General features: G+C 54.6%; 15 protein-coding genes and 1 tRNA gene. 7 read left to right on the top strand and 9 right to left on the bottom strand.

Annotated elements, in window-relative coordinates:
- Positions 1 to 30: 30 nt before the first annotated feature.
- Positions 31 to 663 (bottom strand): RlmE family RNA methyltransferase, encoded by a 633-nt coding sequence (locus HNQ38_RS06000; protein ID WP_183718517.1) that lies wholly within the window; start codon positions 661 to 663, stop codon positions 31 to 33.
- 182 nt (positions 664 to 845) lie between these two features.
- On the opposite strand from HNQ38_RS06000, the gene sodC reads away from it, so the two are divergent.
- The 4 genes from sodC to HNQ38_RS06020 all read left to right on the top strand — a co-directional run bounded on the left by sodC (position 846) and on the right by HNQ38_RS06020 (position 6,025).
- Positions 846 to 1,382 (top strand): superoxide dismutase family protein, encoded by a 537-nt coding sequence (sodC, locus tag HNQ38_RS06005; RefSeq protein WP_183718518.1) that lies wholly within the window; start codon positions 846 to 848, stop codon positions 1,380 to 1,382.
- Between the two features lie 460 nt (positions 1,383 to 1,842).
- Positions 1,843 to 3,603, top strand: coding sequence for a glycosyltransferase family protein (locus HNQ38_RS14170; RefSeq protein ID WP_246388017.1), 1,761 nt, complete (start codon positions 1,843 to 1,845; stop codon positions 3,601 to 3,603).
- A 301-nt stretch (positions 3,604 to 3,904) separates the two neighbouring features.
- Positions 3,905 to 3,980, top strand: a tRNA-Ala gene (locus HNQ38_RS06015).
- Between the two features lie 1,577 nt (positions 3,981 to 5,557).
- Entirely contained in the window at positions 5,558 to 6,025 is a 468-nt protein-coding gene (locus tag HNQ38_RS06020) for a hypothetical protein (protein ID WP_183718519.1), read from the top strand.
- Positions 6,026 to 6,281: 256 nt separating this feature from the next.
- Here the strand turns inward: HNQ38_RS06020 and nrfD are convergent, their stop codons facing one another.
- The 8 genes from nrfD to tatA form a co-directional block, all read right to left on the bottom strand.
- Positions 6,282 to 7,466 carry an NrfD/PsrC family molybdoenzyme membrane anchor subunit gene (nrfD, locus tag HNQ38_RS06025; protein ID WP_183718520.1) on the bottom strand — a complete coding sequence of 395 codons (1,185 nt, stop codon included), beginning with the start codon at positions 7,464 to 7,466 and terminating at the stop codon, positions 6,282 to 6,284.
- Entirely contained in the window at positions 7,463 to 8,218 is a 756-nt protein-coding gene (gene dsrO, locus HNQ38_RS06030; protein ID WP_221277833.1) for a sulfate reduction electron transfer complex DsrMKJOP subunit DsrO, read from the bottom strand. Before dsrO ends, nrfD begins: the two co-directional genes overlap by 4 nt.
- A complete protein-coding gene (locus HNQ38_RS06035; protein ID WP_183718521.1) occupies positions 8,215 to 8,736 on the bottom strand; it encodes a hypothetical protein in 522 nt (173 codons plus the stop codon). The genes dsrO and HNQ38_RS06035 overlap by 4 nt, the downstream gene beginning before the upstream one ends.
- Positions 8,737 to 8,751: 15 nt before the next feature.
- Positions 8,752 to 9,876 carry a substrate-binding domain-containing protein gene (locus HNQ38_RS06040; RefSeq protein WP_183718522.1) on the bottom strand — a complete coding sequence of 375 codons (1,125 nt, stop codon included), beginning with the start codon at positions 9,874 to 9,876 and terminating at the stop codon, positions 8,752 to 8,754.
- Between the two features lies 1 nt (position 9,877).
- Positions 9,878 to 11,071: an alpha-hydroxy-acid oxidizing protein gene (locus tag HNQ38_RS06045; protein ID WP_246388018.1), complete on the bottom strand. Its 1,194-nt coding sequence runs from the start codon at positions 11,069 to 11,071 to the stop codon at positions 9,878 to 9,880.
- 277 nt (positions 11,072 to 11,348) lie between these two features.
- Entirely contained in the window at positions 11,349 to 13,610 is a 2,262-nt protein-coding gene (locus HNQ38_RS06050) for a sigma 54-interacting transcriptional regulator (RefSeq protein ID WP_183718523.1), read from the bottom strand.
- Positions 13,591 to 14,505 (bottom strand): substrate-binding domain-containing protein, encoded by a 915-nt coding sequence (locus HNQ38_RS06055; RefSeq protein WP_183718524.1) that lies wholly within the window; start codon positions 14,503 to 14,505, stop codon positions 13,591 to 13,593. The genes HNQ38_RS06050 and HNQ38_RS06055 overlap by 20 nt, the downstream gene beginning before the upstream one ends.
- Before the next feature lie 241 nt (positions 14,506 to 14,746).
- On the bottom strand, positions 14,747 to 15,037 hold the full coding sequence (gene tatA, locus HNQ38_RS14460) for a twin-arginine translocase TatA/TatE family subunit (RefSeq protein WP_183718525.1): 291 nt from the start codon (positions 15,035 to 15,037) through the stop codon (positions 14,747 to 14,749).
- Positions 15,038 to 16,444: 1,407 nt separating this feature from the next.
- On the opposite strand from tatA, the gene HNQ38_RS06065 reads away from it, so the two are divergent.
- From HNQ38_RS06065 to HNQ38_RS06075, 3 genes are all read left to right on the top strand, one after another.
- Positions 16,445 to 16,738 (top strand): lysozyme inhibitor LprI family protein, encoded by a 294-nt coding sequence (locus tag HNQ38_RS06065; protein WP_183718526.1) that lies wholly within the window; start codon positions 16,445 to 16,447, stop codon positions 16,736 to 16,738.
- 258 nt (positions 16,739 to 16,996) lie between these two features.
- Positions 16,997 to 17,179, top strand: a complete 183-nt coding sequence (locus HNQ38_RS06070; protein WP_183718527.1) for a hypothetical protein — start codon at positions 16,997 to 16,999, stop codon at positions 17,177 to 17,179.
- A 981-nt stretch (positions 17,180 to 18,160) separates the two neighbouring features.
- Positions 18,161 to 19,558: a phosphohexomutase domain-containing protein gene (locus HNQ38_RS06075; RefSeq protein WP_281377813.1), complete on the top strand. Its 1,398-nt coding sequence runs from the start codon at positions 18,161 to 18,163 to the stop codon at positions 19,556 to 19,558.
- Positions 19,559 to 19,703 lie beyond the last annotated feature (145 nt).

The following is a 19,703-nucleotide window of genomic DNA, read 5'->3' on the forward strand; positions in this document are numbered from 1 at the left end:
AACCTCCGAAACCTTTAGGGAATAATTGTTTTACCGGCCCGGCGGCGCATCCACTGGGTCAGTCTGGTTCGGCTTGTCGCGAAAGCCAAGGCCCACAAAAAAAGTTTCCTTGCTTTCAGGACGCGAACTCTTGGGTTTGAAGGACTTGACCGATGCAAACGCTTTGCGCATTGGCGCCAGCAATTCCTGAACGTCCGGGCCCATGAAAATTTTCACCACAAAGCACCCGCCCTGCTTCAAATGCAGGCAGGCAACAGACAACGCTTCCACGGCCAGATCCAGCGAGCGGGCCTGATCGGTGAAGCGGGTACCTGTTGTGCGTGGGGCCATGTCGCTTATGACAAGGTCAAAGGGGCCGAGTTCTTCCAGCTTGGCCTCAAAGGCCGGAGAGCGGTCGAACACGTCCTCTTGCATGAAGGTGACCTGGGGGGGGAAGGTCGTCTCCGTGCTTTGAATGTCACAGGCTAGAACCAAACCCTTGGAACCCACCTTTTCCGCCGCGCCCAATGACCATGAGCCAGGGGCTGCCCCCAGGTCCAGAATCTTTTGGCCGGGCCGCAACAGGCGGAACTTGGCGTCCAGTTCCTTAAGCTTGTAGACCGAACGCGCGGGATAATTCTCGCGCTTGGCCTTGAGGAAGTAATGGTCTCGATATTCCTTCATAATATATACCAACACGTAACCATACTCTTTTTTATTCGCTTCGCCAAGTGGCGCGTGGGGCAATAGTCCGCGAAAAAAATTGACGCGTTGACCAGACAGAGTGGATGCGCTAGCTTATTAGTAAGGTTTCACAGGTGTCGGTGAGTTGTCTCGCTGCACGCCATAACCAAAGGAGACTTCTTATGAAAAAAATTCTGCTGTCCTTGTGTTTTGTGTGCTGCGCCCTCTGGATCGGAGCGGGTGCCGCCCAGGCGGAGAGCGTCAAGGTTCCTGTTAATAAGATTACTGACGACGGTGTGGGTGAAGCCATCGGCTTTATTACGTTTACCGATGATGGCAAGGGTGGTCTGGATATTCTGATGGACGTTGTGGGCATCAGCGAAGGCCAGCACGGCATTCACGTGCATGAAAATCCCTCGTGCGCTCCAGCTGAAAAAGACGGCAAGAAAGTAGCTGGCCTGTCAGCTGGCGGTCATTTTGACCCCGATAAAACTGGCAAGCATGAAGGCCCGGTCAAGCACGGCCACAAGGGCGATCTGCCCGCCATCACTGCCGATGCCAAGGGTGAAGTCAAGGGCCAGCTGAACGCCCCCAATCTGGCCGTTAAGGATCTCAAGGGCCGCTCTGTCATTATTCATGCGGGCGGCGACAATTATTCCGACCAGCCCGCTCCTCTGGGCGGCGGCGGCGCTCGTATAGCTTGCGGCGTGATTCAGTAAACAGCCGTAGAAATACAGCCAAGGCACTCCTTTAGTATTGACCCCGCCACAGAAAATGTGGCGGGGTTTTTTCGTGTGCCGTACTTGCCCGTGGTGGTATGCATTGGCTATGCTGCATGCCAGCACAGCCTGAACCGTGTCAGGCGAGCGCTTTTCAGGTGTCTATGGATAATTTTTCCATTTGTTCCAGCATAGTATCAAGGAAATACACTGCGCGTAAAAGGCTCGTTTTCTTAATACGACAAGGATATTTGTCTCGTGGCGACACGGCCTGAGATCGCTGCGCTTTGGACAGATCACCGCGTAAAAAAAACGATGTTTTTAAAAATGACGTAGTTTCCAGCAGAATCCGTACCGCGTTGCGCTGGCAATTCGTACAGTATTGCCATGCTGCCATGCCATAAAGCGGGCAGCGCAACTGTGGTGACAGCACGATAGCAAAGGGTAGTCAGGCAATATATTGAATGCAGATAGAGCATCCAGACCTCAGCGTATAAGCCTGCCCGATTTTTTCGGGCGAAAGCTGACGCTGCCTGAAGGCCAGGAATCCTGGCGGCGTGCGGGCGAGGGGGAAGACGCGCTGGTGTTGGGCCTTGGCCCCGGCTGCCCGTGGCAAACCTCTCTCGCGGCTGGAGCTCGCGCTGTTTACTGGCTGGAGCACGAGCCAACCCTGCAATCCTTGCCCGCGCTGAATGAAAGGGACGGGGCGGGGCCGCCCGACCATTGGAAAAAGGTGTCGCAGGAAGAGGCCGTGGCCTTGGCTGCTCAATGCGTGTGTTTTTTTTATGGCCCGGGCATGCGGCTTGCTCCCGATTTCTGGGGGCCGCTTCTGGGCCGTGTGGATGCGGCCCTACTGGGTGCCCCGGAGCTGACGAAAGATAATTCGCCAGAAAACAGCACTGCACTGGCCCCGCCGGATGCAGCAAACGTTGACAGCCCTGCCTGCCTGGCTTCACGGAAGGGCAGGGGGGAATCGCGCGGTTTCGTACTTTTGCCTGGGCATGACGGACAGCTGCTGCATCAGGAATTGGTGCAGGCCTTGGATTCTTGCGGATTACATCCGGTTTCAGCTGTACCGGACGCCTTTCAGGCGCATGTTGATGTGCATGCTGTTTGGCGTGACATCCTTCGTCAGGGCAAACCGCGCCTTGTGTTGTCTGTAAACCTGCGTGGGCTGGATGCGGAAGGGCGTGTTTTTCACCTTTGCCAGGGCATGGGCATACCCGTGGCCCTATGGTTGGTGGACAATCCCTGGCATGTATTGTCGGCACTGCGGCTGCCGTGGTGGCGCGAAGCCCATATATTTGTCACAGACGCTTCCTTTGTGCCGGAGCTTGTAGCCGCCGGGGCGCGGCACGCACATCACATGCCGCTGGCTGTTGCGCCGCATATGTGGCGGCAGGCAGCGCCTGACTTTTTGGCAGCGCCAGAACCGCTTTTTGTGGGCCGATCTGCCTTTCCTGAGAAAGAACGCTTTTTCGCCGCAGCCAAGGTGCCAGACGGGATGCTGGCTGAAGCGCTGGCATTGCTGGAATGTGACGAGACGCCAGCACGGGGCCCCAATTATTTTTGGTGGCAGCAGATGCTTGGCAGAGCCAGCTGGCCTGATCCGGCTATACGCAGCGCCGGGCTGGGGGCCGAGGCGTGCGCCTGCGCCAATCGCGTTCGCTGGTTGCGGACGATTCTTGAGGAAAGGGCGTCTTCGTTCGCCGAAACGAATATTGATCCCGGTGTGAGTCCCAGTGTGAACCCTAATGTTGGTTCTGTTTCTGTCCCCACAGTGGAATTGGCGCGCCCGTCAATGCGCATCGTGGGGGACGCAGGCTGGCGTGAGCTTTTGCCCGGTGCGAATATCCAGCCCCCTGTGGATTATTATTCGGCACTGCCCGGGCTTTACGCCCAAGCGGCGGTGGTCAACGTGACGAGCCTGCTTTTGCCGCACAGCCTGAGCCAACGTCATTTTGATGTCTGGGCGGCGGGTGGATTACTGTTCAGCGACGCCACACCGGGCCTGGATTTGTTTCCAGAAGATTTGGCAGAAGCCGTGCGGCTTGACGCTCCCAAAGATTTTTGGCCGCGCTGGGACACTGTGTGCTCGCGGCCGGCCTATGCAAGGGATCTGCGGTTGGCCTGGCGTGAGCATTTGCGTGGGGGGCATGAATATAGGCACCGTGTGCGGCGCATATGTGAATTGATGGGCATTGCCGCCGACGGTGTTTAGGGCGGATTATCTTTGAAGCACTTTTTTTTAATTGTCGTTCTGCCGAAAACGGTATTTTTTAACGAGCCACGGAGTGTTGCAGCGTGTCGTCTCTTGTGCAGTGGTAGAGCATTCAAACCTTTTTGAAGATAAGAATCTCTGGTTTTGGTGCGCAGGGCAGTGGGCCAGTGGGGCCGGTTGACTTTGCCTATATAAATATAATTGGGAATCTTGGCAGGAAGGAAAAGCTGCGCAGGTGCAAAGCACTTGACAGCAGGACGTGTATTGCCTATTGGTTTCTTCCTGCGATATTTCAATTCGTGGGGAAGTAGCTCAGCTGGGAGAGCATCGCCTTCGCAAGGCGGGGGTCGAGGGTTCAAATCCCTTCTTCTCCACCATTTTTTAAGGGGTTATCTGTAATTCAGGTAACCCTTTTTTTGTTTTTTCAATGCCCTTCCCAACACGTCTGCTAAAAAACAGAAACAATCAGTAAAAGCCTCGCGATGGTATGCCCTTCCTTTCTTGAGAGGAGCAGGACTCGCAGGTAGTACCTATTCTCAATTTCTTCGTAGTCATCTCCACCATTTCGTCTCATTCACTTTCTGCGTGAAATATTTGGCGTGAGCAACATGAGGGCAGGTATATCTGGATTCATGCTGCCCAAGTCATTTTTTGCTTTTTGTAGTGTGGCTCGGAACGCCTAAGTTTAAAAATCTCTCAGAGCCATGCGCCCTCGCCGTTTTAAAAAAATCGGCGTCATTGCCCATAGCGTACACTCAGAGTACTCGTGAGAACTTTTGTGGAGGAACAGGGAAATGAACGAAAAAGACGCAGTGCTCAGAGAAAAGAGCTTGGATAGATGGCTTGACGAACGAGAAGTAAGTTGCCTCACAAGGTGAGCTTGTCAACGCTCAGGGCTCACAGATTTCACGGAAAAGGCATTCCCTACTCAAAAATAGGAAGGTCTGTCCGCTACAGTTGGGCAGATGTTGTGTCTTTCATGGAATTTTCCCGGATTGTCATTGATAACATATAGGGGGTAACTAATGCACGTTGCAAAGATCCACCTTTGGAAAGGACGAAAATGAAACTAGGTACAAAAAGGTTGTCAATGAAGATTGAATCCAGATGACCTTGTTGCCCGCTTATCACATCACCCCTAATACTACGGCAAAGGTTGTGTCTTCTAGCCGATACTACCATGGCTATCAAACCTCCCTTGAACCGAGAATATATACACGAGGGCAACTGGAAAGCCTCATAGCCGAATGATCCGCCAGCCAGCAGTCCCATAACTCCAAGGTCGGCATTGCCCAGGCAGGAAAGGATTCGTTTTCTTATGCCTTTACAAGTGCGTTCAGTCTGTCTAATGCCACCAATATCTATGGCCTGGATGACGACCTGACCAAGGCAGCTGTTTTTGAAGCTATTCTTGAGCGGGAGGCATCTTGCCAGTTCGCTTCCGACAGCAATGCCGATCTTCGTGCGCTTCTGAATATCACGGAAAATTAGGGCCATGATAGAATGACGGTTTCTGACAAGCTTGGACCAAATAACGAACTGAGGTGGGGCCTTAACTATGGCAGTACTACAGGCACTATATGTACAAGGCTGATTTCTGTTGTTTTTAACTTATCCCACATGGACGCCTTGGCGACTCTGGCTAACATCCTGAGTATGAACTTTGATAATCTTTCTAAGCTTCCAGTGATGGGCATTCTGCTGAATTCAATGTTGGATCGCGGCTAATAGAAGACGTGCCTGGCACTCTTCATCTGCCTGGGCTTCCACTGGATCGGCTTGCGCTGAGTTGATGGAGAAAAGGTGCATCTACGGCAATGCTGGTCAGATAATCGGAACCATCCTGCGCTATCGGTTGAATGGAAATGATTTCTGTCTCCCTGCCACTGTTGGGCGTGGGGTTCTTTGTATTGGGAAGTACAAACCGACAGCCCATTTTCTTAACCAGCACCTTATGGACCAGCACCCTTTCGCCCAGGTCATTTTCTTTCAGGACATGCGTACAGCCCTTGCCTTTAAGCGTATGCTTGGCGAAGCGCGAGGTCATGATCCCGAAAAATTCATTGTGACAGCCCAACTCGGAGATAACCTCTCAGTGCTGCCTTGGAATTACTTTCATGGTCATAAGGTTGTGTTTATCCCTGCTCCGACAAAAGAATGCATGGCGCTGGTCAAATTGTACAAGGGTTATATTGCGGGCACACAGACTAAGAGTTTCCATATCTATTCTGGCTTTCTTCTGCACTCCCAGCCATGCTGTGATCTGACAGGCCATGTGGAAGGCATCACAGATGTCGAAGAAGAACTGCTGTACAAAGCGGTGTGGATTGATACCGTTGAGCGTCCCACGTGGCTGATGGAACCGGTGGTCAAGCAGGGTGTTTCCTACGATCGCCTTAAGCCGAACGTCTGCAAGCTTTGAAAATCTCCCATAAAAATAAAAATCAGTAAGTTGGAACACATCTGACTTCTGGAATTTGCTGCTGGGCAATTGCCTCCGTTCAGACTGGTTGCCTTTGCCTTAATAATGAACAGCGGTCACGCCTCACCGCAGTATAGAAATGTCCACACTGACTTCAGAAATAGCCCCAATTGCAGCCGAGGCCCGCGTGAAACGCGGGCCTCGGCTTTATACGGCAACTCAATTGCCGTGGTTGTGTAGGGAGCTATGTTTGTTTTCAATCTTCTTGCGGGGCCTGGGGCAGCAGGGGAATAATCCGTGCGGCAACAAGTACGATAAGGCCCGCAAGACCGAACCCCGTCAGGCCCACCAGCAGTTCGCCAATGGTGGGGACATAGGAGGCCGGGCCGGCATACAACGCATTGCCCTGCACCAGCATGCCCGGGAATATATCCGCCGGGTAGGCCTGCGGCGCGATGGTCAGAACATACATGAGGGCCATGCCGCCCACGGCTGTGGCGAGGGCCGCGCCCAGCAGGCAGGCGCGGCTGCCACGGCATGGAGGAGCCAGCAGCAGGATCAGCGGCAGAACTGTTCCCACCACCAGATAGCCTCCCCAGAACAGCACCGGATAAACGCCGCCCGTGCAGAGCACAAAGGCTTCGTACCCACGCTGCGCCGGGGAAGCAATACCAATGAGATTCAAGGCCAGCACCATATAGAAGGACACCGCCACAAGGGTCGCCAGCAGGCCGCGTATGCGCCCCGAGACCGCGTCAAGGCGAGCCTCACGCTGGCCGCTGTATTCAAGGCCCGCCAGAACGAGGATGAATATGGCCAGACCCAGAGAAAGCGAAAGGGCGATGAACAGCGGCGGCATGATGGCGGAATGCATGCCGCCGCGTCCTGCCAGTACGCCGAACACCGAGCCCGTTCCCGTAGTCATGATCAGTCGCCATATGAAGCTTGCCACGCCAAAGGGACGGACAATACCGCCCTGAGGCGCTGCCAGCATCACAAGGCCGTACAGGCCCACGATGATGAAAAAGCCCGTATAGATGAGTATGTTAACGGCAAATACCGAGGTAAAGTTGAAATGGGTGAGCGCCGTGAATATCTGGTCTGGCCGCCCGAGATCGATCAGCAACGCGAAGAGCCCGCCCGCGAGCAGGGCCAGAGCCAGCAAACATGAAAGCCGTGAAAACGGCTTGTAGTCTTCCTTGCCGAACACCGAGGCTATGGAGGCCACGTTAAGCGCGCCCGAAGCCGCGACAATGCAGAAGGTGGCCATGGCCAGCGACAAGCCCCAGGGTACGGCATTGCTCATGCCTGTAACGTAGTGCCCGTTGCTTTCAATATACCAGGTGGCCAGAAGGCCAGCCAGCGTGGCAAGACCGCAGATGCCCAGACCAATCAGCGCCCGCCGGGAGAAAAGGATGCGGCGGTAGGTCACGTATTTCATAAGTTCACCCCCACATAACGCACACTGGGATCAGTACGCAGGTCTGCGCGCAGGGCAGCAGCGCCAAAGGCGACCACCCGTTTGGCAATGAGGCTCGTGGGGTCGTTGAGATCGCCGAAGAGTATGGCTTCGTGGCCGCTTCGGGCACAGGCTTCCACACAGGCGGGCAGCTGCCCCTTGTTGATACGGTGTACGCACATGGTACATCCTTCGGCTGAGCCTTTGCCGCGCGGTGAGACCGGGCTTGGATTCTCTACCTCTTCATGTGCGAAACCGCGCGCCTTGAACGGGCAGGCCATAACGCAGTAGCGGCAACCGATGCACAAATGCTTGTCCACCAGTACGATGCCGTCCGCACGTTTGAGGCTGGCTCCGGTGGGACACACCTCAACGCATTGGGCATTGCCGCAGTGCTGGCACATGATGGGCATATGGGCCACATGGCCGGTTCCGGGATCAGTGACCTGCACCTTGCGGATCCACTGCGGGTCTGTGGCCGGGCGGCCGTTGCTCACAAGACCGTGCGTGGTCGAACAGGCCGTCACACAGGCAGAGCAGTCGCCCACGCAGCGCCGCGTATCAATTAACAGACCCCAGCGCTGGCGTCCGGTTTCATCCGCAAGGGCAGGGCGTACCGTAAGCAGCACACCCGGCGCGAGCAGGATTGCGCCCGCTCCCAGCAGGAAGCGGCGGCGCGACTGCATGCATGAGGATTCCGCACATGCGGTTTTTTTGTTTCCAGTGATACTCATTTTCCTGTTCCTTTGGCCGCCTGTTCCTGCGTATACTTCTGCCATTGTTGCAGGCGCTCCTTGACGGTATCGGCATTGCGCACCTCGGGAGACATGACAGCGGGATCTGTGGTTGGCAGGGATGCGTGGCAGGTGAAGCAGTCAATGGAAACACCGGCCTTGGCATGGCACTGGTTGCAGAAGTGACGCGGGTCAGCCGCGCTGACGGGCTTTTCGCCGTCACGCACGATATGGCAGGTGACGCAGCGCTCTATGGTGTTATCGTCTTTGCGGTTTGTGGCGCGTGCGGCATTGGTCATGCCTTCCAGAAGCAGTTCTTTATGGTTTTTACGCATAATTTCTGGATTTTCAGACCAGTGGCCGCGCACGAGTTTTTGTTTGGGCACGGGCGGAGCAGCTTCGGCTGCGGCCGCCTGATGTGGAGGCGCTGCAAAAAACACCCCCGCAGCCGTCAGCAACGCCCCCAGCAGCAAGGCTGGCAAAAGACGGCGCCGCAATATGGTATTGTACTGTTGCATGGCTTGTCCTTTGTTTTACTTCACCGGCACAAAGTGCTTGCTGACAATGTCCTGACCTTCGGGCGACAGCATAAAGTCGAAGAAAGCTTGAATATTGCCTGTTGGTTGCAGCGTGATGAGAGTCAAGGGGCGCTTGAGCGGGTACGCGCCGGATTGCACGGCTACTTTTTCCGGGGCAGCCCCGTTGACTTTCAACACCTCCACGCCGGGTATGGCAAAGGACAGCGAAGAGGCTGTAATACCGGCAGGGTCTTTGGCGACATCGGCAACACAGTCGACGGCGTCGTCAAGTTCCACCAGCTTGCCGTAGGTACCCCCGCCAAGAACCATATCCTGGAAGGCTTTTACGGTGGCGCGACCTCCGGCCAGGGCTTCGCTGTACACCACGATGGGCATATCGGGGCCGCCAAAGGCTTTCCAGCTGGTTTCCCTGCCGCTGAAAATGGCGCGCAGTTGCTCCATCGTCAGTGAGCGTACAGGATTTGAGGGATGCACAAATACGCCCATGACGTCGTAGCCAATGACCTGCCAGCCTACGACCTGAGCTTTCTCTTTATCTGTGATGGCACTGGCCAGACCGCCCATAGATACCTTGCCAGCGGCCACGGCCTTGAGCCCCGCGCCAGCTCCGGCAATGCCCATTTCCCCAAAGGGTACGCCCGTATGCGCGGTGAACAGTTGGGCGGCTTCGGGCATGATTTTGCTGCCCACGGTGGAAGCGCCTTCGTAGGTCAGCGGAGACTGAAGCTCCTGACGCGTCTTCTTGAGGGCAACAGGTGCAGGCACATTGCCTTCAGGGCTGTCAGCCATGTTGAAAGTGGTGGAAAGAGGGGCGGGCTCAAACTTGCGGTGGCAGAACCCGCAGTTGCGCGAAACCACAACCTGGTTATGGCAGGTAAAACAGGCCACACCCTTGAAGTGGTCTTCCATAGAAATTTGGGCCTTGTGGGCAGTGGGGAAGATAGCATCGTGGCAGGTTCTGCACTCAAAACCCTTTGAGGCGTGCAGCTGACCGTCAAATACAACCGTGCCCTGCCCACCGCCGCCAAAGCGAATGGTTCCCCGCTCTGTGCCGCTGGCCGGTATTGCCGTAAGCACGACAACCAGGAGCAGCAGAGCGGTCTGGTACAGGCGGCACATGCTACGCTCCCACAATAATGGACTTTGAAACATTTTTTACGCTGGCAGTGCCTGTCATAGCCATCATGGCCTGCAAATCCTGCCGGATGGTGTTCATAGCAAGCTCCACGCCGCGTGCTTCGGCGCCGTGGGCGGCACGAACCAGCGGGCGGCCGATCAGGGTCGCGTCCGCGCCCAGGGCCAGATACTTGAGCACGTCTGCACCCCTGCGCACGGCTCCGTCAACCAGAATGGGCACCTTGCCCTTGAATTTTGCGGCAATGGCGGGCAGTACTTCGCAGGTGCCGGGGGTATAGTCCAGCACACGGCCGCCGTGGTTTGACACAACAAGAACGCTTGCGCCAGCTTCAACGGCCTTTTCAGCATCGTCAACGGTCATGATGCCCTTGGCAACGAATGGCAGGCTGGTGCTTTTGACCAGTTCGCGCATCTGCGCAATGGTTTTGGGCTCAACGGTCTGGCCCGGCAGGGCGCGTGCGGCTCGGCCCGCAGAGTCGATGTCAATGCCGAATGCAAGAGCGCCAGCCTCTTCCATAAGGCGTATGCGCTTGATGATTTCGCTCTGGGTGCGGGGTTTGATGATAACCACGCCCTTGCCGCCAAATTTGTTCTTCAGAACTACCATGCGGCGCTGAAAAGTTTCGAGGGGGTCGCCTATGCCATCGGCCACAAAGCCGATGGTTCCCGCACCGATACAGCCGCCGACAATGGATTCAATATAGGCTTCTTCGGTCATCTTGCCGCCCATATTGTAGGTAACGCCGCCGGTATTGGCACCCATAAGAGGCATGGAAAGGGTTTCGCCAAAAATTTTAAATTCCATGTCGGGATGCGTAATGTCATGTACGCAGCGCATATTCAGCCGGATGCGCTGCAGGTCATCATAGTTGTTCTTGAACGCCTGGCCGGAGCCAAATCCGCCGAAACCGGGCACCTCGCCAGCACACGCCACGCCATTGCATTCAGGACATACACGGCAGCGGGGGTAAAGCTTTTCACGGGCGACGCGCAATACTTCCGCCATAGTCAGCTTGCCCCCGGCGGGAGCAGCAGCCGGCGCGGCAGCCACAGCAGCGGTTGCTGCCTTGGCTTCCGAAACAAGCAGCGGGGCCACGGCTACACCAGCGCCTATGGCCATAGCGTTTTTCAAAAATTCGCGACGATCAAAACCTTCAATCATGTTGTCCTTGTCCATGCTTGATTCCTTGTGAGTTAGTAGTACATGAAGCTATGTGTGCCAGGCTTTGGCCCCAGCGCAGAAATGAGTTTCTGCTTCTAGAGCAAGGAGTGGGCCTTGTTTGTTATTTCAGTGTGTTAAGTGATTTTTATGGCGCATGAACGTGAAATATGGCGCAAAGCAGGTTTTTCGCGTTCCAAATCGGAACACGAAAAGCCTGCTTAAGTGTATCTGCATTATTTTACAGGCATTTTATGTGGAACAAAAACGGAACGTGCAGTCTGGCGGTGTTCAATCAGGCTGTTTCAGGCGAGCGGATTCCGTAGCGTTTCATCTTTGAATAGAGGGTAGTGCGGCCAATGCCGAGACGTGCGGCGGCGTCCTTGCGGCTCCAGGCGCAATGCTCCAGAGCTTCACGAATGGCAGCCGCCTCCTTGTCCTCCAGAGTCTGCGCGGCGGAGGAGTGGGAGATAGAAGACGGACGGTTTGAAGTGGCTGGCGTGTTGAAGTTGCGCATGCGTTCCGGCAGATCCGCGGGGGTAATGGCTCCGTGGCGGCTCAGGGTGGCGCACTGCTCCAGCATGTTCTCCAGTTCCCGCACGTTACCTGGCCAGTCGTAGGCCATGAGCAACCGTATGGCGGCAGGGCTGAGCGTGCAGGGCTGCCGACCCGTGCGCTCGGCCAGATTTTCCAGAAAATGCCGTGCCAGCAGGGGAAGATCGCCCGGTCTGTCGCGCAAGGAAGGCATGACCAATGAAATGACATCAAGACGGTAGTACAGATCTTCACGAAATTGGCCCTTGCGCACTTCAGCGGCCAGATCCCTGTTGGTGGCGGCCAATACGCGCACGTTTACCGTAAGCGTTTCCTCGCCGCCTACCCTTTCAAACTGTCGGGTCTGCAATACACGCAGCAGCCGAACCTGGGCTACAGATGATATTTCACCTATTTCATCCAGAAAGACAGTGCCTCCGTCGGCCTGCTCAAAGCGCCCCGGTTTTTGTCGTAGTGCTCCGGTGAACGCACCTTTTTCATAGCCGAAGAGTTCGCTCTCGAGCAGGCTTTCAGGGTAGGCAGCGCAGTTAATGACCACAAAGGGCTTTTCCCGCCGCCCGCTAAGCTTGTGGATGGCTCTGGCGGCGAGTTCTTTACCTGTGCCGCTTTCGCCAGTAATGAGCACCGTGGCGTCGCTGGAGGCCACATCGGCGATGCGCTGAAAAATTGCGCGCATGCGTGATGAACGTCCCAGCAGGCCATTGAAGTTGTCCACACCGTCGTGCAGGCGCTGCCCCCGAGACTCTTTTTCATAGCGCAAGGCACGGCTGATACTGCCCGCGATCTGGTTCAGCACAAGGGCCAGAGCCGCAAGGTCGGCCTCATCCATACCCTTGGCGCTATGCCCGGCGATGAGTGCCCCGCACAGGGTATGCTCATGCACGATGCAAAATACGGTCTGGGCGGGACAGGCGCTCACATCAGGCGAGGCGAGAGGTTCTTTCAACCCGGAGGTAGTGAAAATGCTCTCGCGCCCTTCAAGCAGTTGCAGGGCTGCTTCCCAGTCGTCTCGCCCGAAAAGGGGGGTACACGCGCGCCCCTGGGCTGTGACAACACAGTTCCGGTCATGCTCCAGAAAAAGCAGGCAGTAGGGAACCGGAACAATGTCGCTCAGGTAATCCGGCAGACGGCGGGCCATAATCTCAAGCCCGTCAAGCGCTGCAAAGGCCGTTACAATGTCGTTGCACAGGCGTAACTGGCGGTGGGAGCGTTGCAATGCCGCTGCCTGCGACTCCATTGAGAGCATGGTTCCCTCAAGCTTTTCACTCATCGAGTTGAAAGCGCGGGCCATGACGGCGACCTCGTTTTGTCCGGCTACCGTCACGCGGGTGGTAAGGTTGCCTCGCCCCACAGAGTCCAGAGCCCGGGACAGCGCGCCGAGAGGACGGCCCACCCTGCGCAGCCAGAACGTGCCGGCTATCAGGGCCAGCAGCAGGATTATGAAGGTGAGCCCCGCGGTTTCCTTCCACAACTGGCTGATGCGCATTTCAATATCGTGCTGCGAAAAGCCCATGCGCAAAATACCCGCATGTCCGTCAAGCAGCGGCCACTCAATTTCGTGATACCTTTTGCCGTTGGGCAAGGTCACTGTGCGTTCGGTAATGTCAGCCGGAACGGTTTTTCCCTGTACTTCACGGTAGGAGGGATCGGCGTTTTTTTCTTCAGTGTTTACTGGTGAAGGTAGCAGGGCATCTGGCACACGCTGGTCAAGGGTGTGTGCATACACACGGCCCTGGACTTGCAGAAGGGCGTAGCCTTGCGACAGGTCACGGTCAAACTGTGTGTCCAGCAGTCGCTGGACGCCGATGATGTCGTTGATGAGCACCATTTCCGCAATAGGACCGGAAAGGCTTTGGGTGATGTTGTGGGCGTGGCGTGTCAGGGCCTGTTCGAGGCTCTGGGAATACCGCTGGGCCGCAATGAAGGCCGTCAGGAGACAGCTGGAAACGACCAGCACCCCCATTGCCAGCAAAACTGTGGCCTTAAGGGAGAGCTTGCCCATGCGCAGGCCCTTCACTGAAAGACGGCGCCGCCATATGGCGCACGTTGGCGTACCATGCGTCCTCAGGCACCACAAAGCGGTCAATACGCAACTCCTGCAGCATGGCGCGCCCTTGCGGGTTTTCGTGCATGTGCAGCAGAATGTCACGAATCTTGTTACGCCTGCTGTCATCCATACCGGCGGAGGTGACCACAGGGGGGATGGCAAAGGCGCCGGATTTGACGAGAACCTTTGTTTTTCCTGTTAGTTCGGGCCGCCGGGCCTCACTGTAATCCCACACAAGACTGTTGACGGCGGCGGCGTCCACCAGCCCGCGCGCGACCGCAAGGATGGAGTTGTCGTGGCTGTGGGTAAAAATGGTGCTGCGGAAAAAGGATTCCGGGGCGTATCCAGCCTGGCGCAGCAAAAAAACAGGGTTCAGGTAGCCGGTGTTGGAATCGGGATCAGTAAAGGCAAAAGTCTTGTCGCTCAGATCGTTCAGGCTTTTGGCCTGGCTTGAGGCATGTACTATGACGTAAGACTGGTATGTACTCTCGCCCTGCACAACAGGCATGGCCAGAAGGTTCTGCCCGGTATCCGTAGTATCAAGGGCATAAGGCCCGGAGCAGATGAAGGCCATGTCGATGCTGTTGCTGTGCAGCAGTTCCCGCACCTCCGCATGGGTCTTCCGCTGTACGAATTCGAGTTCCATGCCAAGCTGGCTGCCCAGATACTGGAGCAGGCGAAAGTAGGACGCAAATGTGTCGCTGGGGGACATCATCGGCGCGACGGCCACACGAAGTTTCTGCCCGGAGGCCGTGGTGGCAGCTTCGGACGGATCTTGGGCAAAAATGGTCGCAGGCATTACCCATGTGGATGCTAGTACATATAAAAGCAGTAGGATGCGGAGGAGCATCACTCACTTCTCCTGTCGTGGAAATAAAAGGCAATGATTTTTAAAAGGCATATGCAGCTATGATAGCTTGAGCTTCGCCCCAAGTAAACGCCACTGGCGCACAGTGTGCCGGAGGGAGTGTCGCGCCCGTATGCGTCGTCGTGGTGTAACGTCAATTGCGGGTTTTACAGCCAGCATGGAGCCTTTGAGGGCTGCATTACTCCAGCCTTGATTGTTCGGGCATTGTCGTGCTGGCACTGCCTCAGGACTTTGGATGAAAGAGCAGCGTTGGGGTAAAATGCTCAGTCAAGGGGCAAGGGGCGTGGCAAAGATGCCGGGGCCGCCCCGCATCTTCAGTTGACGGCCAGCCGGAATATGCTGCCGCTGCACGGCGGGAGGTTGTATCCACCTCGTCCTGTTCGCTGGTGGCCTGCGTGAAGTTTTTTATGGTCTTGCCAAGGCCGCTGCCGATTACAGGCAGTTTTTTAGCGCCAAGCAGTGCAATCACAACCACCAGTACAACAAGCAAGTGCTGTATGCTCAATGCACCCATGCGGTCATACCCTTACGTTAAGGCTTTTTGTTTTGATGAGTTAAACAGATGTCATTGACTATGATTAAAACTATATCTACTGGGCCGCATAAAGGCAAACGCGGGTAAGAAAGCATAGTAAACAGCCCCATACGACTGGCGATATGAATCTGTTTTCAGCGTGGTTGTCAGAATGTGCAGTACGTTGTTCCTGATCCTCGCGCCATATTGGCTGATTATGCAGCGTCACACAGTGGCAGAAGTTTATACAAAGACCCTGTTTGACCTTGTATTAAGCTCATCCTACTATTTATATTGTAAAATGTTATCTGCGTCATGCGGGCGAACAGGCAGACAAGAGTCACTTTCGTCCTGCGATGCGGAAATCGTCGCCACATATTTCTTGTCCGCCGGGCTGACCTGCTGTCGCTGTTTGTGGGCAATGGGCACCCCAGTCTCGGTTTGCCACAATATCCCAATTATCCGCTTTTCGTTGAATCTATTTTTGTTTCATTTGTGTGCTCCTATGTCAGGAACACTAACTTTTCAATGGCATATTTTCCGGGGAAGGGTCAATTTGGGGGACAATGATTGGCTATATTGGGGGGCTGATTGGAGATTTTATAAGAAAACTCACGATACCTGACGCTATCCTTACTGACGGAAGAATGTCGAGTATTCTGAAAGAAAAAATTTTTTCTGGTTCATTGTTCCACAGCTTATCGGAATTGGGGTTGGCTCCTTCCTTGGGGCGGGCTTAATTATGAAACTATACGGCCATTTTTGATGCCTGCATTGTCTCCCCCCCCCAAAGCGTGTTTCTGGCATAGAAGTACAAGGGCAAAATGGGGTTACATAAGGGGTTACATAAAATGTCAAGGCAACCAGAAACGAAGGGTCGTTGAAGACCCGTGCTCTACAGGCGCGGCATTTTTCAATGTTCTCGAATGATGTTTGAGAACATTGAGCAACGTCATGGCATCCCAGGTCTTCCCAGTAGTATAGGTTGTTTGTGCCCTATCGGTCGTTACCCTGGAGATACAACACAAAGGTGATGTATGCATGAGAGCTGTTATTTTTATCTACACGGCGATACTAATACTCACGAGCAATGCGCTGGCAGCAAATAAATCCATGTGCCCAGATAAAGTTTTGGTAAAAGTCACTGTTACTGGGGTGTAGCAAGGGGCTGAATGTGAAGATTTTTGTTGCTCAACCATACAGCTCAGCAATGGTGAAGAACTTACATTCCTCTGCGGGGAGGACAATGCCGTTCAATTTTTCGGGCAGCAGAGTTCATACGTTGGGGCTTCCCTTGAATTACAGCAATTCTGGAATGAATTGGGCAATGAATGTACACGCCAGTATGTATGCAAAGAAGGCGAGGCTATTAATCCCCTTGCACAGGCCTTTTATTTCGATGCGTGCATGAACAAGGCCGCTGGCGTAACGGACTCTATACTCCAGTGTATCCAGCAGGCAACGGACATATGGGACAAGCTGCGAACAGCAACTACAAAGCCGCAATTAGTTTCTCTGGAGTCTGAACAAGACAGGGGCGCGCTCAAGGCTGCGCAATTGGCCTGGATAGCTTGGCGTGACAAAATGGCGGCTGCACTACTTGCGTTTGATGGGGGTGGGAACCTGAGCACATTGTCCACGAATTTTTTCATTATGGAAGAAACGCAACTTCAGGCGGATCGGCTTAAAGTACAGCCATAACCACGACCGCTTGCAGTAAAACATACTGACCCATTTGCATGGCGCCACAAAGCTGTTGGCCAAAAAAAATCAGATATATATTACTACTGAAAGACTACAGAGGCCTTGTTAGCTTCCGTGCGTTTACGCACTGGGGCACCTTTTGATAAGTTGAGAATTTTGCCACTCAAACAGCTTAAAAGTAGACTGCCATATGAACCTCATCCACAGCGTTGGCCGATGGCGAGGTTCTTCGTAGTCTATAAAAAAGGAGGCAGCATGTCGCTTACCTTTGAAGAGCTTGTCCAGACCGCCATTGAAAATCAGCGTATTATTCTTGAGCTTGAGTTGAAAAAAGGCATACCGCTGAACTATCTGGATGAAAATGGACAGCACGCCCTGCGCTATCCCGACGGTCATACAGAACCACCCTCGCCTCCAGAAACATATCAGGTAGGATAATGCCCAAGCTTTTATGCATCTGCGGGCCAAATGAGGTAGGCAAAAGTACATTTTCACGTACAATCGCCATGCAGGAAAACCTGCTGGTTATTGCCCCAGACAAGCTTGCTGCAGAAGGCCTGTCTCCTATAGCTGCTGGACCGCTGCCCGTATGGGGCCCGTCTTTTTCTGATGGGCCATGCGGGAGCTATCCTTGTGAATCAGGCCAGCGGAGTGCTTCAGGGGGTGATCGATCCCCGGGGCGACGGGCTTGCCGCCGCCTATTAACCATAGCTGAACAGGTTAGAGCAGAGTAACTTTGAGAATATATGTTCTAAAAGTCCAAGACACGCTCGCTACGGCGCTTAATCTCGTAAATAAATAGCGCTTGCACCTCTACGGCGGGCGTCTGCTCATGCAGCCACCGGAGCATTTCAAAGTTGAAATGCCCACGATTATTGAGGTTTAGGCGCTGCAGAGGCCACTTGCAGCAAACATATCCTGTTTATCAAAAGCCTCCATCCACAAGGATGGGGGCTTTTTGATGGTAACATCATTGCGTGTGGCGATTGTATCGTGTTGCAGAGGCCTTGAACGAATGGTGCTTGTGGTTGCTGTCCTGCTCTGCAAGAGGGGGGTATCAGCGATTCTGTAAAGCCATTCGGGCGATCATTGCCGATAAATTGGGGTGAAAGCCGCGTATTTGCTTCACTGCCGGACAAGCATTTCGGAATTGTCATGTTACAGTTTTAAATATTATCCTATAACGATGCGGAGCTTTGTTCTTGTTCGCCTGTTGATTGTTTGTTAAATTGCAGGCGCAATCACGGCACAGGCCAGATAAGAAAAGTATTGTGATTTTTAAGCAACAAGGCGGGTTGGGGCTGCGTTTGCTTTTTATTTTGCCTATTGAAAAGACGTTTTCAGATCAGAACTTTATGAATTGTTTTGCTGGCTTCAAAAAGATTTTTGCAAACCCTAGATCAAGGAAGTTCGCTGCACATGCTTTCATGCTTTAAGGCTTATGACATTCGAGGCCGGGTGCCAGATACGCTTAATGCGCCTTTGGCTCATGCATTGGGGCGGTCTGTTGTTGAGGTGTTCGGCGCACGCCGGGTTGTGGTGGGGCGCGATGCCCGCCTTTCCGGCCCGATTTTGCGCGATGCCCTGGCGAAAGGATTGAACGCCGCTGGTGCAGAAGTTACGGATATCGGCCTGTGCGGCACGGAAGAAATCTACTACGCAGCTGCCAATCAGCCTTTTGATGCTGGCATTATGATTACTGGCAGCCATAACCCCGCAGATGAAAACGGCTTCAAACTCGTACGCGGCGGGGCTATTCCTGTCAGTGGAGATTCCGGCCTGTTTGCCCTGCGTGACCATGTGCAAGGCCTGCTTGCCCAAAGCGGGGCGCCTGCTGCGGATGAAGGCAGTTCAGCCATATATGAAGCGTCGTTTCGGGCCGATTACGTTCGCTGGCTGCTGGAGTATAGCGGCGCAACACAGCTTGAACCGGGTTCTGGCCGCAAGCCTCTCAAAATTGTGGCTGACGCTGGCAACGGCTGCGCTGGCCTTGTATTGCAAGATTTGAAGGCATCGCTGCCTTTTGATTTCGTGTGTCTGCATATGGAGCCGGACGGCACATTCCCCAACGGTGTTCCCAATCCATTGCTGCCTGAGCGCCGTGCTGCTACCGCTGCTGCCGTGCGCGAGGCAGCAGCTGATATGGGCGTGGCCTGGGACGGCGACTTTGACCGCTGCTTTTTCTATGACGGCGAAGGCAATTTTATTGAGGGCTACTACTGCATTGGCCTGCTGGCGCAGGAACTGCTGCGCCGCGTTCCTGGCGGCAAGATCGTGTATGATACGCGGGTGTACTGGAATACCCGTGAAGTTGTGCTGGCCGCCGGAGGACAACCCATTATGGGCAAAACCGGGCACGCCTTCATGAAAGAGCGTATGCGGGCCGAGGATGCCGTGTACGGCGGCGAGATGAGCGCGCACCACTATTTTCGGGATTTTGCCTACTGTGATTCCGGCATGCTGCCCTGGCTGCTTGTGGCTGGCTTGCTGCACCGTACGGGCCGTTCACTGGCGGATCTTGTGGCAGAGCGTATGGCAGCGTACCCGTGCAGTGGAGAAATCAACCGCCGCGTTCAGGACGCTCCCAGCCTCATGAAGCTGGTGCGTGACCGCTATGCGGGCGGAGCTGTTTATGAAGACAGCATTGACGGCGTCAATCTTGAGTTTGAAGACTGGCGGTTCAACCTGCGCATGTCCAATACAGAGCCCTTGTTGCGCCTGAATGTGGAGACCAGAGGCAATAGAGCGCTCCTGGAAGACAGGACCGAAGAAATTTTGCAGTTATTAAAAGAAAAGGGCGGGGCTGTGCCCGCGTAAAAAAATTACGCCCAACAGGCTAGAAAAGTAGTATTTTTGTCTTATAGGTACAGGCAGTGTAGTTTACGGTGTCTGGCTGCAACTGCGCAGGAATTTTGTTTCAGGCGCAAGATCAATGGCAGCATACTTGTGAGAATTGTGAGGA

This window comes from Desulfovibrio intestinalis, from assembly GCF_014202345.1.
GTDB classification, from domain to species: domain Bacteria; phylum Desulfobacterota; class Desulfovibrionia; order Desulfovibrionales; family Desulfovibrionaceae; genus Desulfovibrio; species Desulfovibrio intestinalis.